This window comes from Kineobactrum sediminis (assembly GCF_002868715.1).
GTDB lineage: Bacteria > Pseudomonadota > Gammaproteobacteria > Pseudomonadales > Halieaceae > Kineobactrum > Kineobactrum sediminis.
Window position 1 is genome coordinate 271,423 of record NZ_PKLZ01000008.1, and the last position, 26,068, is coordinate 297,490.

Consider the following 26,068-nt stretch of genomic DNA (forward strand, 5'->3'; position numbering starts at 1 on the left):
TGTTAAAAAGCTTATTTTCGCGGCAGCAGCCCCAATGGGTCCACAGGCTTTCCCTCGCGACGTATTTCAAAATGAAGCTTTACCGAATCGGTTCCCGTGCTACCTTTTTCCGCAATTTTCTGGCCGGCAGTGACCCTGTCACCTTCCGCCGCCAACAATCGGTCATTATGCCCATAGGCGCTGAGATACACATCGTCGTGCTTAACAATCAGCAGTTCACCAAATCCGATAATGCCGGTACCCGCATACACGACCTGCCCCGAGGCCACAGCCACAACCGGGTCCCCACGCTGGCCACCAATATCTATGCCCTTGTGTACAGTTGCGGAATATCCCCTGACAACCGGTCCGGGAGAGGGCCAGCGCCAGGCTGATACTGGCGTCAGGGCAGCGTTTGCGGGCCTGGCCGGCATTGCCGGCGCTACCGCTACCGGCGGCGGCGCTGGTACCCGCGCGGACTTGAGCGGCGGTCTGGTAGGCTGGGCTACAGCTGGCGGGGACACCGGGGCGGGTGTCGGTGCGGCGGATTCGGATCCGGTACGGGTGGCGGGCCTGGTGACACGCGGTACTAACGTATAGCCGGCGGTGTCGACGCCCGCCACGCGAATGCGCTGACCGGGATAAATGGTATAGGGTGGCTCTATGCTATTCGCCATAGCCAGCGCCCGGTAATCCTGACCGAAGCGGAAGGCAATGGCGTAGAGTGTGTCACCACGACGCACGGTGTAGCTACTGGACGTGGTTGAACTGCTATTGTGACGATCCTCGATAGGGGCACGGGTACCGCCGGCACAGCCTTGCAGCAACAGCATGAGCAGGCAGGCCACCAGGCAAGCCACCGGAGTCAGAAAACGGAACTGGCAGTACACGATATCAGTCACTGCCCCATAGCCGGTCAATGAACCAGACAAGGGCAAAACCGCCCACCGCCAGCGGCAGGCATACCTGTAGCATGGGATCGGCGGCGAACTCCCAGGGCCAGACCGGCACCTGCTGCGCCGGCCGCAACTCCCCATCGCGTCCCAGCACCCAGTCAAGGGCATGTTTCCAGGGCCAGACCACCAGTAGCGAACCGAACAAAAACCCTGTCAGCAGGGCCATGGTGGCGGCATGAAAACGTTGCAACAACCAGTGTAACAATCGTGAAAAGCACATCAAGCCCAGACCTGCACCCAAACCGAAAACCAGTATCACTTCCAGCTCAAGGTTTTTCAGCGCAGTTAGTACCGGCCCGTACATACCCAGCAGGATGAGGATAAAACTGCCTGAAATACCAGGCAGAATCATTGCACAAATTGCGATAAAGCCGGCGATAAAGAACCCGGGCAAACCCGGTGTCATGGCCACCACCGGCGACAGCGCGATAAAACCGGCGGTAAGCGCCCCCGCGACGAGGCAGGCCCACAAAGCCGGCGTCCACCGTGGCACCTGGCGCAGGAGAACCAGTGCCGATGCCAGGATAAGACCGAAGAAAAAGGCCCACAGAGGCACCGGGTAAGCGTTCAGTAACCAGGACACCAGTCGTGCCAGGGACAGGATACTGGTAGCGATCCCCAGTAATAGAAGCAACAAAAAGGCCCCGTCGACATGTAACCATGCTGCCCTCACCTGGCCCCTGGAGAGCAGGCGCAGACAGGTGACATCAAAAGCACGAATACTGCCCAGCAGACGATCATAGATACCGGTAATAAACGCCATGGTCCCGCCGGATACGCCAGGAACAATATCTGCTGCACCCATCAGAATACCACGCAGGTAGACACCAAACGGGGTCACCATCCTATTTCACCGTACCAGGGCGCAGCGGCACAAAATGCACTGCCTCGATAACCTGCACATCGAAGCCCTCGTCGCCGCGTATAACCACTTGCAGCTGCTGGCTGTCGCCTCCAACCGGGATTACCAGGCGCCCGCCCGGGGCCAGCTGCTGCAAGAGTTCCTCAGGAATATGCTCGGGTGCCGCAGTGCTGATTATGCCGTCAAAGGGCCCCGCCCCTTCCCAACCCATCGTGCCGTCCGCGTGACGCAGGTCTACATTGCGCAGACGCAGCTGGCGAAGACGCTGGCGCGCCTTGGTCAGTAGCGGCCTGATGCGTTCGACACTCCACACCTGATCTACCAATTGGGCCAGTATCGCGGTCTGGTACCCGGAACCGGAACCCACTTCCAGCACCCGGCTTAAGGGCCCGGCCGCCAGCAGTAATTCGGTCATACGGGCGACAATATAGGGGCGCGACAGCGTCTGCTGAAAACCGATGGGTAACGAGGTGTCTTCGTAGGCTCGATGCGCCATGGCCTCATCAAGAAACAGGTGGCGGGGAGTCGTGCGCATAACCTCGAGCACCCGGCTATCCGTTATACCCTGTTCCACCAGTCTTCCGACGAGGCGTTCGCGGGTACGTAGCGAAGTCATGCCGATGCCGTTGATATTTACACTATTCACTGCCGTTACCACGTGCTTGATACCCTTCCCTGTGTTCGATCAATTCTGCCAATACAGCGGTGGCGTAACTACCCGGTGCCAGACTGAAACTGATCAGCAGGCTACCATCATCACAAAACTGCCAGTTAAAGTCATCCGGCAGCAACCTGGCAGAGCGATAGGCCAGTGCCAGGCCAGCCGATTCGAGGAACCGGCAGACGGATGTTTCTTCAGCCAGTGCCATGGCCTGTTGCGCCAACTGTGGCTCTGCCTGTAATACCCGGCCCCGCCCCCACAGGGGCAAACCGGGGTGGATATCGCCACTCGCTGCGCGGGCCTCGATATCAGCGTCCACGGACGTACAGGAAAACAGGCTGCGGGAGCCCTGCAACATGCAAACGTCCCCTGCCAGTATACGGTCCCAGGTGCCCTCGCGTACCCGCTGCGCCAGTACGGTGTTGAACAATTGCCCGCGCAAAGCCGACAGCAACAAGCTGCGCTGGTTGTGGGAAAGCTTACGCCCCCCGCCATCCCGCTGTTGCCACTGTCGCGCCTGAACCAGGGTGGAACCGCCGCGACCGAAGCGCTGTTCACCAAAATAGTTGGGTACGCCGTGCTGCCGCAGCAATTGTAATCTCTGCTCCAGAGCTGCCAGGTCACCCTCCAGCTTGCGCAGGCGCAACTCAAAATGGTTGCTGCGATGCACTCCACGCTTGAGTTTGCGCGTGTGGCGGGCACAGGCGAGCACGTCAATATCGCCCTGTGAAGCCAACCGCTGCCAGTCGGGCTCCTCCCTCCCGGCCATACGCACACTGACCCACTGGCTGGTCACCGCGTTGCGGTCCTTGAGGCCGCTATAACCGATGTCACGCAAATGAATACCGCTGACCCCGGACACCCGTTGCAGCAGGTCCTGGGTATTGAGACCGCGTTTCTGCAGGTGCAGGAACACGTGTTCGCCCTCTCCCTCGGGCTCAAAGCCCAGCTGCTCGCGTACGACAAAATCTTCCGGTACGCTGCGCAGTACGCCGCGGGCCGGCAATACTGGCGATACTCTGGGCCAGTTGTTACTCACTGTGATACGGGTGACAGAAGGACCACCGCATAAGCGGCAACACCTTCACCACGACCGGTGAAGCCGAGCTGTTCGGTCGTCGTTGCCTTGACGTTAACCCGACCGACATCGGTTTCCAGATCCGCCGCCAGATTGGCTTCCATCAACGGGATATGCGGTGCCATACGAGGAGCCTGGGCAACAATAGTCGCATCCATGTTTTCCAGTATCCAGCCCAGTTCAGTCACTTGTGCCACCACCGCGCGCAACAGGATCCGGCTATCCACCCCGGCCAGGGCGGGATCACTGTCTGGGAAATGACGACCGATATCACCGCGACCAATCGCGCCCAGCAAGGCATCGCACAGCGCATGAATCAACACATCACCATCAGAATGTGCCTGCAAGCCACGGCTATAGGGTATCGTCGCTCCACCGATTACAATGGCATCGCCATCGCCGAAACGGTGCACATCATAACCCTGTCCAATTCGCACGCGTCAGGCCTCCGGGGCCACTATGGCAGCGTCGCCGCCGAGATAAAATGCCGCCACCTCGAGGTCGCCGGGCGTGGTGACCTTGAGATTGCGGGAAGAACCTGGAACTACCATGACCGGATAGCCGGCCCACTCCATGGCGGAAGCTTCATCAGTCACCTCGACACCTGCCTGACGTGCGCCGGCAAGGGCGCCGGCGAGTTCGCCCAGGCGGAACATCTGCGGGGTTTGCGCGCGCCATAAGTGGCGACGATCAAGCGTTTTCTCTACTCGCCCCGCGCTATCGACCTGCTTGATTGTGTCCACCACCGGTTCTGCCAGCAACGCGCCGCTACCGCTGCTCTCTACCTGCACCATGAGGCGCCTGATGTCGGCGGGGTCTATACAGGGCCGCGCGGCGTCGTGGACCAACACCCAGTCGTCATCGGCCGCCAGGGGCTGTAATGCGTGCAGCGCGGCGAGGACCGAATCCGCCCGTTGCGCCCCACCCGGCGTTGTCTGTACACGGGCCAAACCCGCCAGCTCAGCGGCCCGGGGATCATCAGGGCTTACTGCGACCATTATCCCGCGGATATCGTCACAGGCCAGCAATGCCCGCAAGCTGTGCCGTAGCAGGCTGGCACCGGCAACTTCCAGATACTGCTTGGGACGCGTTGCCAGCATGCGGACACCAACACCCGCCGCGGGAACAACCCCCCAACACTGCACGTGTTTACTCATTCCTTATCGCTATCCGACCGTCGCACAGCCGGGTCTGCCGGCACCGCAAACTGGTAAAATATCTCTCCCTCGCGCACCAGGCCAAGCTGCTCCCGGGCTCGCTGTTCCAGGCCTTCATTTCCGGTTTGCAAGTCCAGCACCTCGCGCTCAAGCCTGCCATTGCGCTCGCGCAGCTCGCGGTTGATTTCGTCCTGTTCCGCCACTTCCACTTCCAGCCGGTGCATCTCAGCCAGGCTTCCCTCGGCAAACCAGAGCCGGTACTGCAGCATTACCAGTATTAGAGCCAGTACCAGCAGCACACTACGCATATCAGCCCCGGCCGGTAAATTCCACCAGGCCCCGGTAAGGCGCGCGGCCCGCCAGTTCTGCCTCGATACGCAGCAGGCGATTGTATTTGGCAACCCGGTCAGATCGGCACAGCGAGCCGGTCTTGATCTGGCCGGCCGACGTTGCCACCGCAAGGTCAGCAATCGTGGTGTCCTCGGTTTCCCCCGAACGATGGGAAATAACCACGGTATAACCGGCTTTTCTCGCCATGTTAATGGCGTCCAGCGTTTCCGACAGGCTGCCGATCTGGTTGAACTTGATCAGGATGGAGTTGGCCACACCCAGATCAATACCTTGCTGCAGGATTTTGGTATTGGTCACGAACAGGTCGTCACCGACCAGCTGGATACGGTCCCCGATCTTGTCGGTGAGCAGTTTCCAGCCGTCCCAGTCCGACTCGTCCAGGCCGTCCTCAATAGAAATGATAGGATGCGCCGCCGCCAGCGCCGCCAGGTAATCGGTAAATTCAGCGCTGCTAAAATTCTTGTTTTCCCCGGATAGCCGGTAGACGCCATCGCGATAAAACTCCGATGCCGCGCAATCAAGTGCCAGGGTAATATCACGACCGAGTTGGTAACCAGCCTTGGCAACTGCCTCGGCGATCACTTCCAGTGCCGCCTCATTGGATGGCAAATCGGGTGCAAAACCGCCTTCGTCTCCTACTGCCGTACTCAAACCACGGGCCGACAGCACTTTTTTTAGGTGGTGGAAGATCTCCGCGCCTGCACGCAGGCCCTCGGCAAACGTCGGCGCCGACACCGGCTGGATCATGAACTCCTGGATATCGACATTGTTATCCGCGTGCTCACCGCCATTGAGAATATTCATCATCGGCACCGGCATGGTGAAGGTGTTGCTGCCATTGAGCTCGCCGATATGCTGGTACAGTGGAATATTGCGTACCTGCGCCGCAGCCTTCGCCGCTGCCAGCGACACCGCGAGGATTGCGTTGGCGCCAAACCGGGCCTTGTTGTCAGTCCCGTCGGCTTCAATCATGGCGGTATCCAGCGCGCGTTGCTGGGTCACATCGCGGCCCAGCAGCAGGCTGCGAATTGTACTGTTGACGTGTCCTACCGCTGTGAGCACACCCTTGCCCAGGTAGCGGGCCTCATCGCCATCGCGCAATTCCAGCGCCTCGCGCGAGCCGGTGGATGCACCGGAGGGCGCACAGGCTATGCCAGTTTCACCACTGGCGAGGCTGACCTCGGCCATCACCGTCGGATTGCCGCGGGAATCCATCACTTCAAAGGCTTGTACATTGGCAATTTTGGTCATTGGTTCAAACTCCAGTAGGCAAACGATTATTCTATAGCGAGCGCAGGCAAGCTCTTGACCAGATCATCCACCGCCTTGAGCTGGGCGAGGAAAGGTTCCAGCAGATGCAGCGGAAGCGCACTCGGGCCATCGCACAGTGCTTTTTCCGGTTCCGGATGGGCCTCAAGGAACAGTCCGGCAAGACCTGTGGCCATCCCCGCGCGCGCCAGCTCAAGCACCTGGCTCCGGCGTCCGCCAGAGGCGGCACCCAGCGGGTCCCGGCACTGCAGGGCGTGGGTCACATCAAAGATGAGCGGTACGTTGTCACAGGTTTTTTTCATCACCCCGAAACCCAGCATGTCCACTACCAGGTTATCGTAACCAAAATTGCTGCCGCGCTCGCACAGGAGAATGCGATCGTTGCCGCATTCACGAAACTTGGCCGCCACATTGGCCATTTGAGAGGGGCTGAGGAATTGCGGCTTCTTGATATTGATAATGGCACCGGTAGCTGCCATCGCGGCCACCAGGTCCGTCTGTCGCGCCAGGAATGCGGGCAGCTGGATGATGTCGCACACGTCCGCCGCAGGCGCTGCCTGCTCCGGCGTATGCACATCAGTAATAACCGGCACTGCGAAGCGATCCCTGATTTCAGCCAGTATCGCCAGGCCTTTCTCCAGCCCCGGGCCGCGGAAAGAATGAATGGAGGAACGGTTGGCCTTGTCGTAAGAGGCCTTGAAGACCAGGGGAATGCCCAGGCGCCCACAGACCTCAACATAATGTGCCGCAACGTCAACGGCGAAGTCCCGGCTTTCCAGCACGTTAACCCCACCCAACAGCACGAAGGGCGCCTCGTTGGCGATGGTGAAAGAACCTAGGGTGACATGAGTCTGGGTCAAGGGACTACTCCGGCATCGACCGCTGTAAAATCGCGGCCGGAAAATATTCAGCCCTGCGCATGCGCTAACGCGGCCTCGACGTAACTGGTGAACAGCGGGTGTCCGCCCCGGGGCCGTGAGGTAAATTCAGGATGAAACTGGCAGGCTATGAACCACGGATGCTCTGCCAGCTCAATCATTTCCACCAGAGCCCGACCCTCGGACCAGCCGCCGATACGAACTCCCGCGGCCACCAGCTGGTCAACATAATTATTGTTGATCTCATAACGATGCCGGTGGCGTTCGAGAACGGTGTCAGCACCGTAAATGGCGCGCACCTGCGAGCCAGGCTCAAGGTAACAGGTCTGGGCACCCAGGCGCATGGTACCGCCAAGGTCTGATTCCGCGGTACGCAGCTGGGTGGAACCATCCGCGTTTTGCCACTCGGAAATGAGCGCCACTATCGGATGCGGGGTTGCCGGAACCATCTCGGTTGAATCGGCTCCCTCAAGGCCACATACATTGCGCGCGTACTCGATGAGCGCCACGTGCATGCCCAGGCAAATCCCGAGGAAGGGGATGTTGTTTTCCCGGGCGTAACGTACCGCTGTGATTTTGCCCTCAACCCCCCGATCGCCGAACCCGCCGGGTACCAGAATGGCATCGGCGCGTGCCAGCACTCCGGCACCGTCGCGCTCGATATCCTCGGCGTCAATGTAATCTACCTGAACATTGGTGAGGGTTTGCAGGCCCGCATGCTTGAGTGCTTCGTTAAGGGACTTGTAGGCATCCAGCAGATCCATGTACTTGCCTACCATGGCAATACGCACGGTACCGCGAGGCTCGCCGAACTCCCTGCGCAGCACATCGTCCCACTCCGACAGGTCGGCTTTTGGACACTGCATGTTGAAACGCTCAACCACAAAATCGTCGAGACCATAGGCGTGAAGCATGCCCGGAATCCGGTAGATGGAATCTGCGTCCAGTAACGGGATAACGGCCCGCTCCTCAACGTTGGTAAAAAGCGAGATCTTCTTGCAGGCGCTCTCTTCAATAGGCACCGCGCACCGGCACAACAGAATATCCGGTTGCAGGCCAATCGAGCGTAGCTCCTTGACCGAGTGCTGGGTCGGTTTGGTCTTGATTTCACCTGCCGTCGCAATGTAGGGCACCAGGGTCAGGTGCACCAGCAGTGAACGGCTGGAGCCCACTTCGACTCGCAGCTGGCGGGCGGCCTCCAGGAACGGCAGGCTCTCGATATCGCCCACGGTGCCGCCAATTTCGATAATGGCCACATCGGCGTCACCGCCACCGAGGATGATACGCCGCTTGATTTCATCGGTGATGTGGGGAATTACCTGTACGGTACCGCCCAGGTAATCGCCGCGGCGTTCTTTTTTCAGTACCGTGTTGTAAACCCGGCCGGTGGTAAAATTATTGGTACGCTTCATGGTGGTGCGGGTGAAGCGCTCGTAATGACCCAGGTCCAGGTCGGTTTCAGCACCGTCTTCGGTTACGAACACTTCGCCGTGCTGAAACGGGCTCATGGTACCCGGGTCAACGTTGATATAAGGATCGAGTTTGAGCAGGGTAACCTTGATGCCGCGCGCCTCGAGCACCGCCGCGAGGGATGCAGCCGCAATCCCCTTGCCAAGAGACGAAACCACACCACCGGTGACGAAGACATATCGCGTCATGAAAAGCCTTTTATGCGCTGTATTTACGGACACTCAGGTAACGCGCAAGACGACAACAGGAGTGCTGGCGGGAGAGCGCGAAACCGGCGAAAAGATGGGAAATCAGATTAGCAGAAAGGGGCGTTCAGCTCAATCCGCAGCAGTGTAAGTATTTCGTATCCAGTCTGGTCGCCAGACTTCCTCGTCCCCGCCGGGAACGACCCGGCTGGAGACACAGAACCACAGGTCTGCCACCGCCACCAGCTCCCCCGCCAGGTACAGTAGTGGCACCCTGTCGCGCCACCAGGGCGGCACGGCGGCCTCCTGCAGCAGCTTCTTCAGGCGCTGGCTGCCGTTGCGCCCCAGTGGCCGACAGCGCTCGCCGCCGCGACGCCAGCCCAGGGTAAGGTGCTCACCCGGTTCAAGCAGGATACCAGGGCCGGAGCCGGCCGCCTGCAGGGAAAGCTCCCCCACCCCCGGCAAGGACAGTACATCGCCTGGCGCCAGCCTCACGGCAGGGTCCAGGGAATGATTCCATGGTCCCGGCTCCATTACGGGCAGCCGGTATACGCCATCGCCAAAACGCTGCAGCCGATAGCCACCACAATCAAGTACCGGACTACCCCCGGCAGCGAGCTGGCGCAGAAATTCGAGCATTGGAGCCTGGGCGGGCATCGGCAGATGCTGCCCGGCCAACCAGTCCCGCAGCACCAGCACTCGCATATCGAGCGGCATATCCAGCAGATCGGGTAATGCCATGCCGGGATCTCCGAAGATACTGGTGACCGCTACGGGCGCCGGCAGTAACTGCTGTAGAACATTTGCCGAAGCCGCCAACTGGCGTGCGGAGCGGGTAGCGGTCTCGCGGACCGCCGGCCAGCGCTGCTCCAATAAGGGAACAATCTCGTGCCGCAGGAAATTGCGGTCGTGGGAGATGTCGGTATTGGAAGGATCTTCCACCCAGGCCAATCGATGCCTGCGGGCGTACTCTGCGAGGGCATGGCGGGGAAAAGCCAGCAGGGGCCGGTGCAATACCTGACTGCCGAACGGGCGCCTCGACGGCATACCCTGCAGGCCGCGGAGGCCGGCGCCGCGCAAAAGACGCAGCAGAATGGTTTCCAGCTGATCGTCCTGGTGATGGGCGAAAAACACTGCATCCCCTGGCTCCAGCAACTCGGCAAGCGCGTGGTAGCGCGCATCGCGAGCCGCTGCCTCAACACCTTTTCCGGCACAGGCCACCTCTACCCGACGCACCACAAGAGGCACCTCGAGCCCGGCACAAACCTGCCGGCAATGCAGCTCCCAGGCCTGGGCCTGCGCCTGCAAGCCATGGTTAACATGCACAGCGACAAGCTCGGGAGGTTGCGGACAGGAAAGGCAATAACGGTTCAGAAGGTGCAACAGGACTGTGGAATCAAGCCCGCCACTAAAGGCCAGCAACCAGCGTCGCGCCGGCTCCAGAACCTTCAGTGCAGGCGCCAGGGACGAAAGTTCCAGGGCATCAGCAGTATTCATGCATCAACCACCCGGCGGTGGCAACGGAGTCAGTTGCCGTAGGACATCAGGCGCTGGTAGCGCTGTTCAAGCATTTCCTCCAGCGGAATCTGCTCCAGCCGTTCCAGCTGGCCGACGAGATGCGCCTGGATACGCTCCGCCATCAGGTCGACATCACGATGAGCGCCACCCATGGGCTCCGGGATGGTGGCATCGATAATACCCAACTCCTGCAACACCGATGAGGTCACCCCCATGGCTGCGGCGGCATCGGGTGCATTGGCCGTACTTTTCCAGATGATATTGGCGCACCCTTCCGGTGAAATCACGAAATAGGTCGCGTACTGCAACATCACCAGGTGATCGCCAACACCGATACCCAGCGCACCGCCGGAACTACCTTCACCGATAACCACGCAGACAACGGGTGTCGCCAGCCGCGACATGGCAGCAAGGTTCTGGGCGATGGCCTCACTGATCCCACGTTCCTCGGAATCGATGCCTGGATACGCCCCGGGGGTATCGATCAGGGTGATAACCGGCATCTTGAAGCGTTCGGCCATCTGCATTAGGCGCAGGGCCTTGCGATAGCCTTCGGGTTTGGGCATCCCGAAATTACGCATGACCTTGTCCCGGACCGCGCGCCCCTTTTCCTGGCCGATAACCATCACCGGGCGACCACGCAAACGGGCGATACCGCCTACAATGGCGTGATCGTCTCCGAAGTGGCGGTCACCGTGCAGCTCATCAAAATCAGTAAATACCCGTGGCAGATAATCCAGGGTGTAGGGACGCTGGGGGTGACGGGCGACCTTGACCGTGTCCCAGGCGCTGAGATTGGTAAAGATCTTTTCCGTGAGCCTGGCGCTCTTTTCACGCAGGGTACGAATCTCTTCACTGATATTGATGTCGGCATCGGACCCCACCAACTGCAGCTCTTCGATCTTGACCTCAAGCTCGGCGATGGGCTGTTCAAAATCAAGGTAATTGGGGTTCATGCAGTCTCTTTCTCAACAGAATCGAAGGACGCCAGTGTACAAAATTAATCGCCCAGGCACCAATCTTGCGGCGACGGGTTTCAGCCGCCGACCAGACTGATCATTACCCCGGCCGCTACCGCAGAGCCAACGACACCCGCCACATTGGGCCCCATGGCATGCATCAACAGGTAATTATGGGGGTCTGCTTCCAGGCCGAGCTTGTTACTGACCCGCGCTGCCATCGGCACTGCCGAGACGCCCGCGGAACCTATCAGCGGGTTCAGGGGGGTGCTGCCAAAGCGGTTCATCAACTTGGCAATCAACACCCCGGACGCGGTGCCAATCGCAAAAGCCACAATGCCCAGGGCAAGAATGCCCAGAGTGTTGATATCAAGGAACTTGTCCGCCACCAGTTTGGAGCCTACCGACAGCCCCAGGAAAATCGTAGTGATGTTAATCAGCGCATTCTGGGCGGTATCGGTCAGGCGCCCCACCACGCCACATTCTTTCATCAGGTTACCGAAACAGAACATACCCAGTAACGGCGCAGCTGCCGGCAGCAACAGTGCCACCAGGATCAACAGTACCAGCGGGAATACGATTTTTTCACGGCGCGAGACCACCCGCAGCTGGGTCATTACTATCCTGCGCTCGGCTTCAGTGGTCAGGGCGCGCATGATTGGCGGCTGGATCAACGGCACCAGCGCCATGTATGAATACGCCGCCACGGCGATGGGACCGAGCAGGTCAGGTGCCAGGACACTGGATACGTAAATGGCGGTAGGCCCGTCGGCACCACCGATAATGCCGATCGCCGCGGCATCCGCCAGGCTGAAATCCATCACTCCCAGGGCGGTGAGGCCCACGGCGCCAAGCACCGTGGCAAAGATGCCAAACTGGGCGGCCGCACCCAGAAACAGCGTTTTCGGATTCGCCAGCAGGGGCCCGAAATCGGTCATTGCTCCGACGCCCATAAAGATAACCAGCGGCGCAACCCCGCTGGCGATAGCCACCACATAAAAGCTATGCAGCATGCCGTCGGCATAGCCGGCCGCTTCCGCGACGCGGGTTGCCGTCAGGTGCTCTGCGGCACCCGCCTGGGAAAGCGCCGCCAGCAGTGCCTTGCCACTCTCCAGGGCATTGGCGCCGAGGGCCGTTGCCATTTGTGCCAGCACCTGCGGATCACCGCCATAAATGGCGTTTTCCGCCGCCGAATAGGCCAGCCCGGCACCGGGGATATTGGCCATGATGCCGCCAAAACCTATCGGCACCAGCAGCAGCGGCTCAAATCCCTTGCGAATCGCAAGGAACAATAGCGCGATGCCCACCAGGATCATGAACGCCTGGCCGGGCTCGAACTGGGCAAGGCCGGTGGAGTGCCACAGCCGTAACAGGTTATCCATTGGGGTTAATCCAGGGTAATCAGTGTGTCGCCCACGACTACGGTGTCGCCGACCTTGACTTCAACACTCGCGACCCTGCCATCCCGCGGCGCGCGCACCTCGGTTTCCATCTTCATCGCCTCGAGTATGACGATGATATCGCCGGCACTCACGGTATCGCCGGGTGCCACTGTCACCTTGAAGATATTGCCCGCCAGGGGCGCGGGCAGCGGCTGGCCCTGCGCCTCGGCCTGGGTCTGCGGCAGTTGCTGCGGTTGCGGCGATGACGCCGCCACCGAGCTTATATCGCCACCTTCAGCCACTTCCACCACGTAGGCCTGACCGTTCACCTTCACCGTGTACACAGCGGCTTCGGTTGTTGCAGCGGCAACCGCTGGCGAGCTTTCCGGCGCGGCCTCGACATCAGCGGCCGCTGTTGGCACCGGCTCAAAAGCGTCGGGGTCGCCGCGGTGTTCGAGAAACCTCAGCCCAATCTGTGGAAACAGCGCGTAGGTCAGCACATCGTCCACTTCGTTATCGCCACTGGCCAGCGCAATGCCCTTTTCCTCCGCCAGGCTATGCAGTTCCGAGGTCAGCGCATCCATCTCCGGTTCCAGCAAATCCGCAGGTCGACAGGTAATCACTTCTGCACCCTCGAGTACCCGTTCCTGCAATGCCTTGTTCACCGGTGCCGGGGTGGCGCCGTACTCGCCCTTGAGTACACCCGCGGTCTCACGTGAAATGGATTGATAGCGCTCTCCGGTAAGCACATTGATAACGGCCTGGGTACCCACAATCTGTGAGGTAGGCGTTACCAGGGGAATAAACCCCAGGTCTTCGCGGACCCGTGGTATTTCCTCCAGCACGGCATCCATTTTATCGGCGGCACCCTGTTCCCGCAGCTGGCTCTCCATATTGGTCAGCATACCGCCGGGCACCTGGGCAACCAGGATACGGGCATCCACTCCGCGCAGGGAGCCTTCGAAATGCTGGTACTTTTTTCGCACTTCGCGGAAATAGGCGGCTATCGAGGCCAGCTGTTCGATATCCAGGCCGGTGTCGCGCTCGGTACCCGCAAGTATGGCCACCACGGACTCGGTGGGAGAGTGACCATAGGTCATGGACATCGAGGAAATGGAAGTATCCACGTTATCGATACCGGCTTCGACACACTTGAGAATGGTCGCGGTGGACAGGCCGGTCGTGGCGTGGCACTGCATATGGATGGGAATGGCGCAACTTGCTTTCAGCCGTTTTACCAGTTCAAAGCCCTCATAAGGTCGCAACAGGCCCGCCATATCCTTGATGGCAATGGAGTCCGCACCCATATCCTCTATGCGCTTACCCTGGTCAATCCAGGTATCAATGCTGTGTACCGGGCTTAAGGTGTAAGAGATGGTACCCTGGGCGTGCTTGCCCACGGCCTTTACCGCCTGCAGCGCCACTTCAATATTGCGCATATCATTCATGGCATCAAATACCCTGAATACATCAACGCCGTTGTGAGCCGCACGTTCAACGAACTTGCGCACGACGTCATCGGCATAATGGCGATAACCGAGAATATTCTGCCCCCTCAAGAGCATCTGCTGCGGGGTCCGGGGCATGGCCTGCTTGAGTTCACGGATACGCACCCACGGGTCTTCGCCCAGGTAGCGGATACAGGCATCGAACGTGGCACCTCCCCAGGACTCCAGGGACCAGAAACCGACCTTGTCGAGTTCTGCGGCAATGGGCAGCATGTCATCCAGCCGCATGCGAGTGGCCAGCAGGGACTGGTGCGCGTCGCGAAGAACGACATCGGTGATACCCAGGGGGCGTTTGTTATCGTGCATGGGAGGACAACCTCATAAGTAGCTCATTAGCCCGGCCCGCTCAGTGCTTGCCGGCCCGATGGCGGTGGATCGCTGCGGCGATAACGGCCGTTAGCTGTGCATCTTCAGCGCCGGCAACAGGGGCGGGGCGCTGCGCGCGAGGCATTACCGGTAACGGCTCGGCCTCCGGGAAATATCGCGTCATCAGCCGCGACGTCAGGCTGGTGACAACAACCAGCAGGGACAGAAATACCGCCACCGAGCCGATGCCAAACACCATCAGCTCAACGCCCTGCATGAAAATATCGGCCTGTTCCGCCACGCTATATAACGCCTCAGTCTAAAAAACCCTGTCGCTATGATAAATCAAGAAGGGTGGCCGGCGCCAATTTGCGTAATGCCGCCCCGCCCCGGTTTCATTGCAGCAACGCTAAAGCGTAGCAGGTATACTGGGGCCCAACATGAGGGGCTGATCTTGCGACTACTACTGGCGCCGATGCAAGGCGTAATTGACCATACCATGCGCGCGCTGCTCACCGATCTCGGGGGCATCGACCGCTGTGTTACCGAATTCGTGCGGGTCGGTGAACAGGTATTGCCCCCGCGGGTGTTTTACCGGTTATGTCCGGAGCTCACCAGCGGCGGCAGGACCGTGGCCGGCACCCCCGTGTATGTGCAGCTGCTCGGTGGCAAAGCCGCTCCAATGGCAGCCAACGCCGCCCGTTGTGCCGAACTTGGCGCACCCGGTATCGATCTCAATTTCGGCTGTCCCGCCAAAACCGTTAACCGTTCGGATGGGGGCGCCATCATTCTCCGGGAACCGCAACGGGTGAGCAACATTGTCAGCCAGGTGCGCAAGGCGGTGCCCGCCACTGTCCCGGTGACCGTCAAGATTCGACTGGGCTTTGAAGACCGCTCACGGTTTCTGGACAATGTCGTCGCGATCACCGAGGCCGGCGCCACCGAACTCGCCATCCATGCCCGCACCCGCGACGATGGCTACCGCCCTCCAGCGTGGTGGGACGAGATCGCACGAGCCCGCGAAGTGACGTCCATCCCCCTTATTGCCAATGGCGAAATCTGGCGTCCGCAAGATGCGCTTAACTGCCAGCAGGCCAGCCGATGCCGCGACCTCATGCTGGGCAGGGGCGCGCTTTCCCGTCCCGATCTGCCGCGCCTGGTAAAGGCTGCGGTGGCGGGAGAGTCCTTGCAGGCGCTGGAGTGGCTCGATATCGTGCCCTTGTTGCAGCGTTTTTTCGAGGTCAACCTGGCGAGCTATGAACAACGCCATGCAGCCAACCCCCTCAAGCAATGGCTGGCTTACCTGCGCAACACCTATCCCGAGGCTGCCCTACTGTTTGAGGCTATCAAGCGCCTGCATGACCCGGCTGCAATTCACCTGATTATCGCGGATCAGCTCGAGGCACGAAAAATCTGTTCACAGCATGCCTCGGCTGCCTGAACGTCAACACCTCAAGGATACCCATCATGACCAAGACCGTTTTCATCACCGGCGCCACCTCGGGCTTTGGTTTGGCCTGTGCGCGCCGTTTTGCCGAGGATGGCTGGCGTCTGGTTATCAGCGGCCGTCGCGAGGAACGACTGGAAACACTGGCTACCGAACTGGCCGACAGCTGCGAAGTGCTGGCGCTACAGCTGGATGTACGCGATACCGATGCCGTCGTGGCGGCCCTCGCGACGCTGCCTTCGCCCTTTTGCGACATCCACACCCTGGTCAACAATGCGGGCCTGGCGCTGGGTACCGCACCCGCGAGCGAGTCCCGGCTCAGCGACTGGCACCAGATGATCGATACCAACGTGCGTGGCCTGACTACCGTTACCCACGCCTTGCTGCCTGCGCTGATTCGCACAGGGCGCGGTGCCAGTATCATTAATATCGGATCGGTCGCGGGCCACTGGCCCTACCCCGGCGGCAATGTCTATTGCGGCACCAAAGCCTTTGTCGAGCAGTTTTCCCTGGCTCTGCGCAGCGATCTTCAGGGAACCGGTGTCAGGGTGAGCTGCCTTGCGCCAGGGCTTTCAGAAAGTGAATTCACCCTGGTACGCACGGGTGGCAACCAGGACGCACACGATGCGCTTTATGCCGGCGCCGATCCCATTCAACCGGAGGACATTGCCGCTACCATCTTCTGGCTGGCGACGTTGCCCGCCCACCTGAATGTCAATTCCCTGGAAATGATGGCAGTGAGCCAGTCCTGGTCGCCGTTCAATATCGCACGGCGCCAGGAGACTTAAGGGCTTAAACGCTCATAGCCCGGGAAAGCGCGACAGGCTCCCGGGAACCATAGTCACTTTTCGTTCAGGGACTGCTCGCGAACAGGTGCAAATTCCACCCCCTGGTGCCAGCGTGGGAAATCCCGATTGCCGGCAAGTTCACTGCCCATGTGCAGTAGCAACAATACTTCCTGCGCCGCGCCCGACAAATCCCAGGCAGGATCGTACTCGTCGGAGGGCTTGTGATAGTGGTTGGCTGTATAGTCCTTGAGCCGGGCGTCTCCCCAGGCTTTGCCATGTTCCACACTGTCGGTGGCATTGGTCAGGTACAGCGCCGGAATGCCGACCTTGGCCAGGGAAAAGTGATCCGAGCGGTAATAGGAGCCTTTTTCAGGATAGGGTTCCTGCACCAGCGTCCGCCCCTGGGCAGTTGCCGCCGCCGCGAGATAATTTTCCAGTTCACTGTTGCCGAAACCGACTACCGCGACATCGCGGGTTTTGCCGATATTGCCGGCAGCGATATTGTCCATGTTGAAATTGGCCACGGTATGGGCAGGCGCAAAGATCGGGTTTTCGCTGTAATACTTCGAACCGAGCAAACCCGACTCCTCGGCGGTAACCGCGAGGAACAGGATTGAACGCGCGGGCGCGGTCTCGGCCTGCATGAACTGCCTGGCCAGCGCAAACAGCCCGGCGATACCCGAGGCGTTATCACTGGCACCATTGTAAATATTATCGCCGGCATCATCCGGACGCACGCCAAGATGATCCCAGTGCGCTGTGTAGATAATCACTTCCTCGGGGTGTTCAGACCCCGGGATCAGCGCCGCCACGTTACGCGACAGGCTGCTTCCGAGCGTATTCTGCAGCTGCACGGAAGCCGTGAAGCCCTGCAGTGGCTCGGCCTTGAAGTTGGCGTCCAACGCTGCGCGCTTGCTGGCATGATAATCCCGTCCACTGGCGGCAAACAGGGCCTCTGCCTGTTGCACCGGAATCCAGCCTTCTATTGCCACCTTGTCCCGGTTGCCGTTGTCGGCCGTAAGACCGATATTGGCCCCGGACCAGCTGTTTCTGACAACTTCCCAGGGATAGGCTGCCGCATCGGTCTCGTGCACGATCAGTACGCCCGCAGCACCCTGGCGCGCCGCTTCCGCGTACTTGTAGTCCCAGCGCCCGTAATAGGTCATGGCATTGCCGTTGAACAGCGCCGGGTCCTGGGTCGCAAAGCCCGGGTCATTGATCAGCACCACCACGGTCTTGCCGGTTACATCGATGCCGGCGTAATCGTTCCAGCCACGTTCCGGCGCGTTAATACCATAGCCCACAAACACCAGTTCGGAAGCGCTGATACCGGTGGCGGCGACCTGCTGCTGGGTCGCCACCATCATTTCCTCACCATACGCCCAGTCAGCACTGAAATCGGGGCCCCGAATGGCCAGCACCGCAGAAGAGGCGCTGGTGACCGAGGTAATGGGCACTTCCTGGAACCAGCTACCTTTATTACCGGGCGTGGTGCCCAGGTCCGTGAACGCAGCCTCCAGCCAGGCAATGGTTTTTTCCTCACCCGCCGTGCCAGGCTCACGACCCGCGTAGGAATCGTCCGCCAGCTCTGCGATATGCAGATGCAGGTCTTTGACTATTTGTGCCTCGACCGTCGCTGTGGAAGGCTCGGCAAAAACCGTCGCGGCCGCCATCAGCAACCCTCCGGCCCATACGCTACTGAATTTGATCATACTATTTCCGTTAGGCTATTACCGATAGGCTGCCGATCATACCGCGTAATACCGGCGGCGCCTATCAGGGCATAATGACAGGACGCCGCGCTCGCATTGCCGAGTTGGCGAATCAGCCGATATACTGCCTCGCTTGTCCTGGTAATTACCAGAATCCACCGGTGCCCGTCATGATTTACCGCCCTACCGCCGTCAGCGCCCGCCTACTCGCCATCCTGTTGTTGTCGGTGTTTGCCTGCACTGCACGCGCCAACAGCCTTACCATTGCCGCCGCTTCCGACCTGCGCTTTGCGCTGGAGGAAATAGTCACCGCCTGGCGGGAACAGAATCCGGACCAGGATGTGCGTGTGGTCTATGGTTCGTCCGGCAAGATGAGTACCCAAATCAGTAACGGGGCACCCTACGACCTGTTTTTTTCCGCCGACATCAGCTACCCGCAACAATTACAGGCACAGGGTTTCACAGCAACGGACCCGGTACCCTATGCAACAGGCCGCATCGTCCTCTGGAGCAGTATCCTGGACGCGAGTGCCCTCACCCTCGCCGACCTGACTGGCAGTGATATTGAGCACATTGCGATCGCCCAACCCGCTCACGCACCCTACGGGCTGCGGGCACAGGAAGCGTTGCAGGCTGCCGGCATCTGGGAGCAGGTCCAATCCAGGCTGGTATTTGCCGAAAACATAGCGCAAGCCGCGCAAATGGCAGAATCCGGTGCCGCCACCGTGGGCATCATCGCGCTGTCACTGGCAGAATTCCCGCGCCTGGCGCAACACCCGTATCACCTGATTCCGGCCAGCAAGCACCAGCCTTTACGCCAGGCCTACGTTGTTACCCGTCGAGCGGATAACAACGCCGCGGCCCTGAGCTTCGCCCGTTTCATGACCACCGATATTGCCCGCGCTGTCATGGCCCGATACGGTTTCGCCCCACCCGGCGAGCCCACTTTGTGATTTCCCGGGAACCCCGGAGCCGTCATGTTTGAGCTGGGGCCCCAGGATTGGCAAGCCATTACAGTGACATTGCGGTTGTGTCTCTATACCACCGTGATCCTCCTGTTTATCGCTACCCCACTGGCCTGGTGGCTATCCTCGGGTCGCTCGCCCGGCAGGGTGGCCCTGCAGGCCGTTGTGGCCCTGCCGCTGGTACTGCCGCCGACGGTGCTGGGCTTTTATTTACTGATAGTGCTGGGCCCGCGCGGACCTGTGGGCGAAGCGCTTGAAGCTATCGGACTGAACCATCTTGCCTTCTCTTTCGGTGGTATTCTGGTCGGCTCGGTACTGTACTCCCTGCCCTTCGCCGTGCAACCCCTGCACCAGGCTTTCAGTAACCTGGGGCGACGCCCGGTGGAAGTCGCCAGCTCACTCGGGGCCGGTGCACTTGATCGGTTCTTTACAGTTACCCTGCCACTGACCCGGGGCGGCTTTGTCGTCGCGGCTACCCTGACCTTCGCCCATACGCTCGGGGAATTCGGTGTCATCCTGATGCTGGGCGGCAGCATCCCCGGCGAGACCCGGGTGCTTTCGGTGCTGATATACGACCATACCGAAGCCATGAACTATGATGGTGCGCACCGGTTGTCGCTGCTGCTGTTATTGTTTTCATTCTTCACTCTCTTCATTGTCTACACCTTCAGCCGGCGGGCGGAGATTGCCAGGATATGACACTACGGCTACGGGCAAGCCTCACCCGGAGGGACTTTCAGCTCAGCATCGATATCACATTGCCCCTGGAGGGCGTGAGCGCGCTATTCGGGCCCTCCGGCAGCGGTAAGACCACCTTGCTGCGCATCATCGCGGGCCTTGAGCGTACGCGCGATGCGCAGGTCTATTTCGGCGACCAGTGCTGGCAGCATGGCCGCGTTTTTGTGCCGCTGCATCGGCGGCGTATCGGCCTCGTATTTCAGGAGCACAGCCTGCTCCCACATCTCTCGGTCCACGGCAATCTGGCGTATGGCTACAATCGAACCCCCACTGCCGAGCGCCGGCTGCATTTACCCGAAGTCGCAGAAATGCTGGGGCTTACCGAATTACTGGCACGCCCCGTTGATCAGCTGTCCGGTGGCGAGCGGCAACGGGTATCACTCGGGCGGGCGCTGCTGATCAGTCCGCAATTACTGCTACTGGACGAACCGCTATCGGCACTGGATACCGCAAGTCGACGCGAGATCATGCCGTTTCTCGCCCGCATGGCTGAACAGTCAAGCGTGCCCATTATCATGGTCAGCCATGCTCCCGATGAGGTCACCCGCCTTGCGGACCGGGTCGCTTTCATACGCGCGGGCACGATTGAACGCATCGAATCGTTGCGTGCAACACTGAGCAGGCCAGACTCACCCCTGTTTGAAGACAACGGTGCCACCTCATTGCTGGAAGGTGAACTCGGCCCTGTGAACAGGCACGGCCTGCGTCCCCTGGGACTGCCCGCGGCACAGCTCTGGGTATACAGTGATGAACCTGTCGGCAAGCGCCTGCGCCTGCGGGTACTTGCAAGGGATGTCAGCCTGGCGCTGGCGTTACCGCAACAGATCAGTATCCAGAATCAACTGGCGGTGACGATCGCCACCATCACCCGACTGGATGAACAACGTTGCCTTGTCGCCTGCCACATGGCCGATGGCCAGTTGCTGCTGTCCGAGGTCACCCCCTGGTCCGCAGAACGGCTGGGATTGCAGCCCGGTCTCAAGTTGTATGCACTGGTAAAATCGGTGGCGCTGCTGCTTTGAAACGGTGGTACCCTTGCCCAATATCACATTCGCATATTCAACTACAGCGCTGAAAAGGATAGTTTGAATGACAATAACAAGTACCGTTGACCCTGTTACAGATACCGGTTTTTTTGGTCATCCCGCAGGGCTTTTTGTCTGTTTCACCACCGAATTGTGGGAACGATTTTCCTTTTACGGCATGAAGTATCTTTTACTGCTGTATCTCACCAAGTATCACCTGTTCTCCGATGTCAACGGCCTGGAAGTACTCGGTGGCTATGCCGCGCTGGTTTACGCCATGCCGGTGATCGGCGGCCTCCTGGCCGATCGTTACCTGGGTATGCGCAAGTCGGTTATTTTTGGTGGCCTGCTGCTGGTATTGGGCCACCTGGGGATGGCCGTTGAAGGTGAGCAGGCCCGGCTGGTAGGGGATACCGTTATCCGCGATGACCGCGCCCTGCAGGTCTTCTACTTTTCACTGGGCCTGATCGTGGTTGGGGTCGGTTTTCTCAAACCCAATATCTCCACTATTGTGGGCCGCCTGTACGCGGTGGATGACCCGCGCCGGGACGCGGGTTTTACAATTTTTTACATGGGCATCAATCTGGGCGCGTTCTCCGCCACCCTGCTGTGTGGGTACCTGGGTGTCACTTATGGCTGGGGTTACGGTTTTGGCGCTGCAGGCATTGGCATGCTCTTTGGGTTGGTCACTTTCCTGCGCGGGCAAAAGTATCTGCACGGCCATGCAGAGCCCGCCGAACCCGCGAAGCTGCTGGAAAAATCACCTCTGGGCATCAACAAGGAGTGGACCATTTATCTCAGTGGCTTCGCGGCCGTAGTCGCAGCCTGGCAGATGCTGCAATTCCATGGCGCAGTAGGGGTATTGCTCAACACCCTGGCTGTCATCGTGCTGCTTTCCCTCGCCTGGTTTATCACCTTCAGGTGCAATGCCATCGAGCGCAGCCGAATGATCGCGTTGGTAGCTCTAACCATGGCCAGCGTCGTGTTCTGGTCGCTGTTCGAACAAAGTGCCGCCTCCATGACGCTTTTTGCCGATCGGGTCATGGACCGCAATGTCTTTGGCATTGAGTTTACCGCAGCCCAGTTCGGGTTCTTTAACGCCTTTTTCATCTTCCTGCTGGCACCTGTATTTGCATGGCTATGGACCACCCTGGGGCGGCACGGACTTGAACCCAGCACCCCGGTCAAGTTTGCCCTGGGTATCGGTCAGGCCGGGCTTGGCTTTGGCGCCCTGGTGGTGGGAGCGGCTTCGCCGAATGAAGCCGGCCTGGTGGTAGGATACTGGATGGTGCTCGCTTACCTGTTACATACCGGTGGTGAATTGTGCCTGTCGCCGGTGGGTTTGTCCGCCGTCACCAAGCTCGCGGTACCCAGCATTGTCGGCGTTATGATGGGGGCCTGGTTCCTCGCTACGGCCTACTCCCAGCATGTCGCCGCGCAGCTGTCGAAACTGGCTGCACTGGAAATCACCGAGGGCGGTATTGCCGACGTCAGCAGTGCCCTGGCGGCCTATACGGATCTGTTCACCACACTGTTCTACGTGGGTATGGGTATTGCGGTAGTACAGCTGATCCTTTCGCCGCTGCTGACCCGGATGATGCACGGCATCCGCTGAGTAATGCCCGAATGACCTGATAGTAAAAGGAGCCCATACCATGGCTACACAGCGTGAATTTGACATCATCATCTGGGGTGCCACGGGTTTTACCGGGCAGCTGGTTGCCGAGTACCTGGTAACGAACTACGGCGTCGGCGGCGACCTGCGCTGGGCACTGGGCGGGCGCAACCAGTCCAAACTGGAGCACCTGCGCAGACACCTGCTACCGGATACGGATCCGGAGCAGCTATCCCTGGTACTGGCCGACAGCAGCGATGAGGCCAGTCTGGTGGCCATGGCGCAGCGCACTCGGGTCGTCTGCACCACAGTAGGCCCCTATGCCCGCTACGGCACTCCCCTGGTCGCTGCCTGCGCCAATAATGGCACCCACTATTGTGACCTCACCGGAGAAGTCCAGTGGATGGCCCGGGTGATTCCCATCTTCGAGGCCGCAGCCAACGCCAGCGGTGCCAGGCTGGTACATACCTGTGGTTTCGACTCCATTCCCTCCGACATGGGAACCTGGTACCTGCAGCAACGCATGATCGAGCACCACGGAGTCCCCGCAAATGCGGTCGCTGCGCGGGTGGGCCGCAATCGGGGCGCTGCCAGCGGCGGTACCGTGGCCAGCATGATGACAACCATGGAGGAAGCGCGGAGTGACCCCGCGGCGCGCAAGGCGCTCACTGACCCTTACTCGCTCTGCCCCGCCGGCACTACCGGCCCTGATGGACCGGATCAATTCGGGGCACGTTATGACAGCGATTTCGAGCGCTGGACTTCGCCGTTCATAATGGCTGCGATCAATGCACGTGTCGTTCGCCGCAGTCACTGTCTGATGGGCAAACCCTGGGGTGGAGGATTCCGTTATGACGAGGCCCTGCTCTGCGGGTCACGCGCCGAAGCATTGCGCAACACCCTGGGCCTGGGCGGCCTGATGCTCGGCTTGGCTACGGGGCCCGGACGCAAGCTGATCCAGCGCTTCCTGCCGGCGCCGGGAGAAGGTCCTGACCCGGAACAGCGCGAGGCGGGCTACTACGAACTGTTCTTTCACGGCAGCCACCCGGAAAACCGCGACCTGGATGTCCGGGTGCGAGTTGCCGGCGACCTTGACCCCGGTTATGGATCTACCTCCCGCATGCTCGCCGAGGCGGCTGTGTGCCTGGCACTGGATCCTCTCACTGTAGCCGGCGGCTTCTGGACACCGGCCTCGGCAATGAATGAACACTTGCTAAAACGTTTGATCAACAACGCGAGCCTGACCTTTGAGGAAGTGGCTATCACCTGAGGCGCCCCAAAGTGCAACGGTTTAACCTTACGTTCAGTGGCGAAATCCTGCCGGGCAAGGCGCCGGCGGTTGTCAAGGCCCGGTTTGGCAGACTGTTTGGTATTGGCGATCCCGACCGTGTCGAGCAATTTTTCTCGGGCAAGGAAATTATCTTGCGACGCAACCTTGACCCCAGGGAAGCCGCTGAATTCTATGCGCGGCTGCGCGGCCTGGGTGCACTGCCTGCGCTCGCCAAAGTGGCACCCAAAACCACAAGCCCCAGCGAAGACAGCGTCAGCATACCGGATAACCTCTCCGATACCACTGCCACCAAGTCCCCGTACCATAACAGTCGCCGGGCGCCCAACCCCTATGCCTTGCGCCCCTTTCACGATCGCCATGCACCCCGTAGGCGCGAGGCCCAGGCCCTGCACTTGCGTCGACTGGGAGTCATCACCGCGGCAGTCGCCCTGGCAGGGCTGTTTGTGCTGGCCGTGAGCAGTGCCATTCTTCCACCACCGGCACCTCCACCACAGGTAATCGCCGGCACCAGCCACGACACTGGCGAGCTGGTGCTGGCGACCGACCAACTGCTACTGCGACATGACCGCTCGGGCACTGAACGCGATGTCACCAGCCTGCAGGAAATGGGGCTGTCGGGCATCATCACCGCGTTAGCCTATAACACTCCTGATGAAGTCCTGTTACTGGTTGCACAGCCTTCGGCAGCGACAACGTTGTACCGATGCAGCTTTTCCAACCGCGAGTGCCAGCCGGTATTCGGTGAAACGGCCACACCAGAGGCAAGGGCTTTTGCGCGAGTGACCGCCAGCGGCAACCTGATTCTGGCAGACCCGACCAACAACCTGTTGACCCTGCACAGCCCCGAGGGCCGCTTGCTGGCCTCGGCGGAACGGCAACTGCCATCGCAGCCGGTACTGCGGGTGGAGGCAGGCCTGCTGTTGATAAACGGCATCGATGCGCCATCAATCAGTGTGTTGCGCTATGAACCCGAAGCCTTTGCCGAGCAGCTTGATGAAATACTGCTGTTGCCGGCTGACGCTGTCAGATCCGGACTCTCCCGAACCCTGGACTTCAGTTGGGTCGGCGATCAGTGGTGGGTAAGCATGGAAAACCCCGAAACCGGCGCAACCGGCCTGTTCCGTTACGACAGTCTATGGAACCTGGTAGCAGTCGCGCGCCTACCCGACGGGCATTATCCCCAAAAACTGCTGGGCTGGAAGCAGAAACTGCTGATCCTCGACCCCGAACAAACACAGGTGCTGAGATTCAATGCGCAGGGCCAGGCGGAAGTGCCGCTGCAGGTCAACCATTTACAAAACCTGCTGGCAGATTACCAGGAAGAACAGGTTGCACGCTCGGTTCGAGGGCATCTACTGCTGGTAGCACTGCTGATGATCGCTCTTCTGGGACTGGGGTTTGCCGGCTGGCAGCGCCTGCGATTGCGCGTATGCCAAAGTCTGCACTACCGTAACGCTCCGCTTCTGGGTCGACATGCAAAGGATATTCAGTGGCTGCCGGGAGCTGGGGAATCAGGGCTACGCCTGCGGCATATACTGCAAAAACTGCGTGTCTTGCCCGGCCATATCGGTGTGCTCGGACAACAGCTGATCCTCGTGGACCACCGGGGAATTTATCATACCGGCACAGGCAAGCAACTACGCTGGCATCCTTTATTCCTGATGATTGACGATGTCGTTCTCTATACCGGGCCCACCGCACTGCCCGAATTTGATACCAGGTCATGGCCATTACTGACCGCCGCACTGGCGGAAGCAGACCGGGTAGATACGGCCACCATACTGGTATCCCTGGTAGCGGCACGTCACCCATTGGCTGTTGCGGGCAGTATTGTTCTAATTATTGCCGTGACCGTTATTCTTACCCTCGCTGCCTGAGGCGACGTCTGCATCGATATTTCGTTATACTCGACGTTTGCAGTCGCCACTGGCCCTTTCGCGGCCAGGAAAGCAGGGAGCAGTTGCCACC

24 protein-coding genes are annotated in these 26,068 nt (G+C 60.0%); 8 read left to right on the plus strand and 16 right to left on the minus strand.

Annotated elements, in window-relative coordinates:
- Positions 1-11: 11 nt before the first annotated feature.
- The 15 genes from CWI75_RS11025 to CWI75_RS11095 form a co-directional block, all read right to left on the minus strand.
- On the minus strand, positions 12-881 hold the full coding sequence (locus CWI75_RS11025) for a peptidoglycan DD-metalloendopeptidase family protein (protein WP_241521178.1): 870 nt from the start codon (positions 879-881) through the stop codon (positions 12-14).
- The gene (locus CWI75_RS11030; RefSeq protein ID WP_241521179.1) at positions 874-1,779 is read right to left on the minus strand and encodes a DUF368 domain-containing protein; all 906 of its coding nucleotides are present in this window, start codon (positions 1,777-1,779) and stop codon (positions 874-876) included. The genes CWI75_RS11025 and CWI75_RS11030 overlap by 8 nt, the downstream gene beginning before the upstream one ends.
- 1 nt (position 1,780) lies before the next feature.
- A complete protein-coding gene (locus CWI75_RS11035) occupies positions 1,781-2,443 on the minus strand; it encodes a protein-L-isoaspartate(D-aspartate) O-methyltransferase (RefSeq protein WP_420913255.1) in 663 nt (220 codons plus the stop codon).
- The gene (truD, locus tag CWI75_RS11040; RefSeq protein WP_101521552.1) at positions 2,436-3,497 is read right to left on the minus strand and encodes a tRNA pseudouridine(13) synthase TruD; all 1,062 of its coding nucleotides are present in this window, start codon (positions 3,495-3,497) and stop codon (positions 2,436-2,438) included. Before truD ends, CWI75_RS11035 begins: the two co-directional genes overlap by 8 nt.
- Entirely contained in the window at positions 3,494-3,973 is a 480-nt protein-coding gene (gene ispF / locus CWI75_RS11045; RefSeq protein ID WP_101521553.1) for a 2-C-methyl-D-erythritol 2,4-cyclodiphosphate synthase, read from the minus strand. The genes truD and ispF overlap by 4 nt, the downstream gene beginning before the upstream one ends.
- Before the next feature lie 3 nt (positions 3,974-3,976).
- On the minus strand, positions 3,977-4,693 hold the full coding sequence (gene ispD, locus CWI75_RS11050) for a 2-C-methyl-D-erythritol 4-phosphate cytidylyltransferase (RefSeq protein ID WP_101521554.1): 717 nt from the start codon (positions 4,691-4,693) through the stop codon (positions 3,977-3,979).
- A complete protein-coding gene (gene ftsB, locus CWI75_RS11055) occupies positions 4,690-5,001 on the minus strand; it encodes a cell division protein FtsB (RefSeq protein WP_101521555.1) in 312 nt (103 codons plus the stop codon). Before ftsB ends, ispD begins: the two co-directional genes overlap by 4 nt.
- Before the next feature lies 1 nt (position 5,002).
- On the minus strand, positions 5,003-6,295 hold the full coding sequence (eno, locus tag CWI75_RS11060) for a phosphopyruvate hydratase (protein ID WP_101521556.1): 1,293 nt from the start codon (positions 6,293-6,295) through the stop codon (positions 5,003-5,005).
- A 26-nt stretch (positions 6,296-6,321) separates the two neighbouring features.
- Positions 6,322-7,173 (minus strand): 3-deoxy-8-phosphooctulonate synthase, encoded by an 852-nt coding sequence (kdsA, locus tag CWI75_RS11065; protein ID WP_101521557.1) that lies wholly within the window; start codon positions 7,171-7,173, stop codon positions 6,322-6,324.
- Positions 7,174-7,220: 47 nt separating this feature from the next.
- Positions 7,221-8,849, minus strand: coding sequence for a CTP synthase (locus tag CWI75_RS11070; RefSeq protein WP_101521558.1), 1,629 nt, complete (start codon positions 8,847-8,849; stop codon positions 7,221-7,223).
- A 129-nt stretch (positions 8,850-8,978) separates the two neighbouring features.
- Positions 8,979-10,343, minus strand: coding sequence for a tRNA lysidine(34) synthetase TilS (gene tilS / locus CWI75_RS11075; protein ID WP_101521559.1), 1,365 nt, complete (start codon positions 10,341-10,343; stop codon positions 8,979-8,981).
- 29 nt (positions 10,344-10,372) lie between these two features.
- A complete protein-coding gene (gene accA / locus CWI75_RS11080) occupies positions 10,373-11,320 on the minus strand; it encodes an acetyl-CoA carboxylase carboxyl transferase subunit alpha (RefSeq protein ID WP_101521560.1) in 948 nt (315 codons plus the stop codon).
- A gap of 80 nt (positions 11,321-11,400) precedes the next feature.
- A complete protein-coding gene (locus CWI75_RS11085) occupies positions 11,401-12,705 on the minus strand; it encodes a sodium ion-translocating decarboxylase subunit beta (RefSeq protein ID WP_101521561.1) in 1,305 nt (434 codons plus the stop codon).
- A gap of 5 nt (positions 12,706-12,710) precedes the next feature.
- On the minus strand, positions 12,711-14,519 hold the full coding sequence (gene oadA, locus CWI75_RS11090; RefSeq protein ID WP_101521562.1) for a sodium-extruding oxaloacetate decarboxylase subunit alpha: 1,809 nt from the start codon (positions 14,517-14,519) through the stop codon (positions 12,711-12,713).
- A gap of 40 nt (positions 14,520-14,559) precedes the next feature.
- A complete protein-coding gene (locus tag CWI75_RS11095) occupies positions 14,560-14,820 on the minus strand; it encodes an OadG family protein (protein ID WP_241521180.1) in 261 nt (86 codons plus the stop codon).
- 153 nt (positions 14,821-14,973) lie between these two features.
- Between CWI75_RS11095 and CWI75_RS11100 the strand changes: the two genes are divergently transcribed.
- Complete coding sequence (locus tag CWI75_RS11100; RefSeq protein WP_206604703.1) at positions 14,974-15,960, plus strand: tRNA dihydrouridine synthase; 987 nt, start codon at positions 14,974-14,976, stop codon at positions 15,958-15,960.
- A gap of 26 nt (positions 15,961-15,986) precedes the next feature.
- Positions 15,987-16,754 (plus strand): SDR family NAD(P)-dependent oxidoreductase, encoded by a 768-nt coding sequence (locus tag CWI75_RS11105; RefSeq protein WP_101521564.1) that lies wholly within the window; start codon positions 15,987-15,989, stop codon positions 16,752-16,754.
- A 53-nt stretch (positions 16,755-16,807) separates the two neighbouring features.
- Here the strand turns inward: CWI75_RS11105 and CWI75_RS11110 are convergent, their stop codons facing one another.
- Positions 16,808-18,466, minus strand: coding sequence for a M28 family metallopeptidase (locus CWI75_RS11110; RefSeq protein ID WP_101521565.1), 1,659 nt, complete (start codon positions 18,464-18,466; stop codon positions 16,808-16,810).
- A 170-nt stretch (positions 18,467-18,636) separates the two neighbouring features.
- On the opposite strand from CWI75_RS11110, the gene modA reads away from it, so the two are divergent.
- From modA to CWI75_RS11140, 6 genes are all read left to right on the plus strand, one after another.
- Positions 18,637-19,419 (plus strand): molybdate ABC transporter substrate-binding protein, encoded by a 783-nt coding sequence (modA, locus tag CWI75_RS11115; RefSeq protein WP_101521566.1) that lies wholly within the window; start codon positions 18,637-18,639, stop codon positions 19,417-19,419.
- A gap of 24 nt (positions 19,420-19,443) precedes the next feature.
- Complete coding sequence (gene modB, locus CWI75_RS11120) at positions 19,444-20,130, plus strand: molybdate ABC transporter permease subunit (RefSeq protein WP_101521567.1); 687 nt, start codon at positions 19,444-19,446, stop codon at positions 20,128-20,130.
- Positions 20,127-21,191: a molybdenum ABC transporter ATP-binding protein gene (modC, locus tag CWI75_RS11125; RefSeq protein WP_101521568.1), complete on the plus strand. Its 1,065-nt coding sequence runs from the start codon at positions 20,127-20,129 to the stop codon at positions 21,189-21,191. The genes modB and modC overlap by 4 nt, the downstream gene beginning before the upstream one ends.
- A gap of 67 nt (positions 21,192-21,258) precedes the next feature.
- Positions 21,259-22,809 carry a peptide MFS transporter gene (locus CWI75_RS11130; protein ID WP_101521569.1) on the plus strand — a complete coding sequence of 517 codons (1,551 nt, stop codon included), beginning with the start codon at positions 21,259-21,261 and terminating at the stop codon, positions 22,807-22,809.
- Between the two features lie 40 nt (positions 22,810-22,849).
- Entirely contained in the window at positions 22,850-24,079 is a 1,230-nt protein-coding gene (locus CWI75_RS11135) for a saccharopine dehydrogenase family protein (RefSeq protein WP_101521570.1), read from the plus strand.
- A gap of 11 nt (positions 24,080-24,090) precedes the next feature.
- Positions 24,091-25,977 carry a hypothetical protein gene (locus CWI75_RS11140; RefSeq protein ID WP_101521571.1) on the plus strand — a complete coding sequence of 629 codons (1,887 nt, stop codon included), beginning with the start codon at positions 24,091-24,093 and terminating at the stop codon, positions 25,975-25,977.
- Positions 25,978-26,068 lie beyond the last annotated feature (91 nt).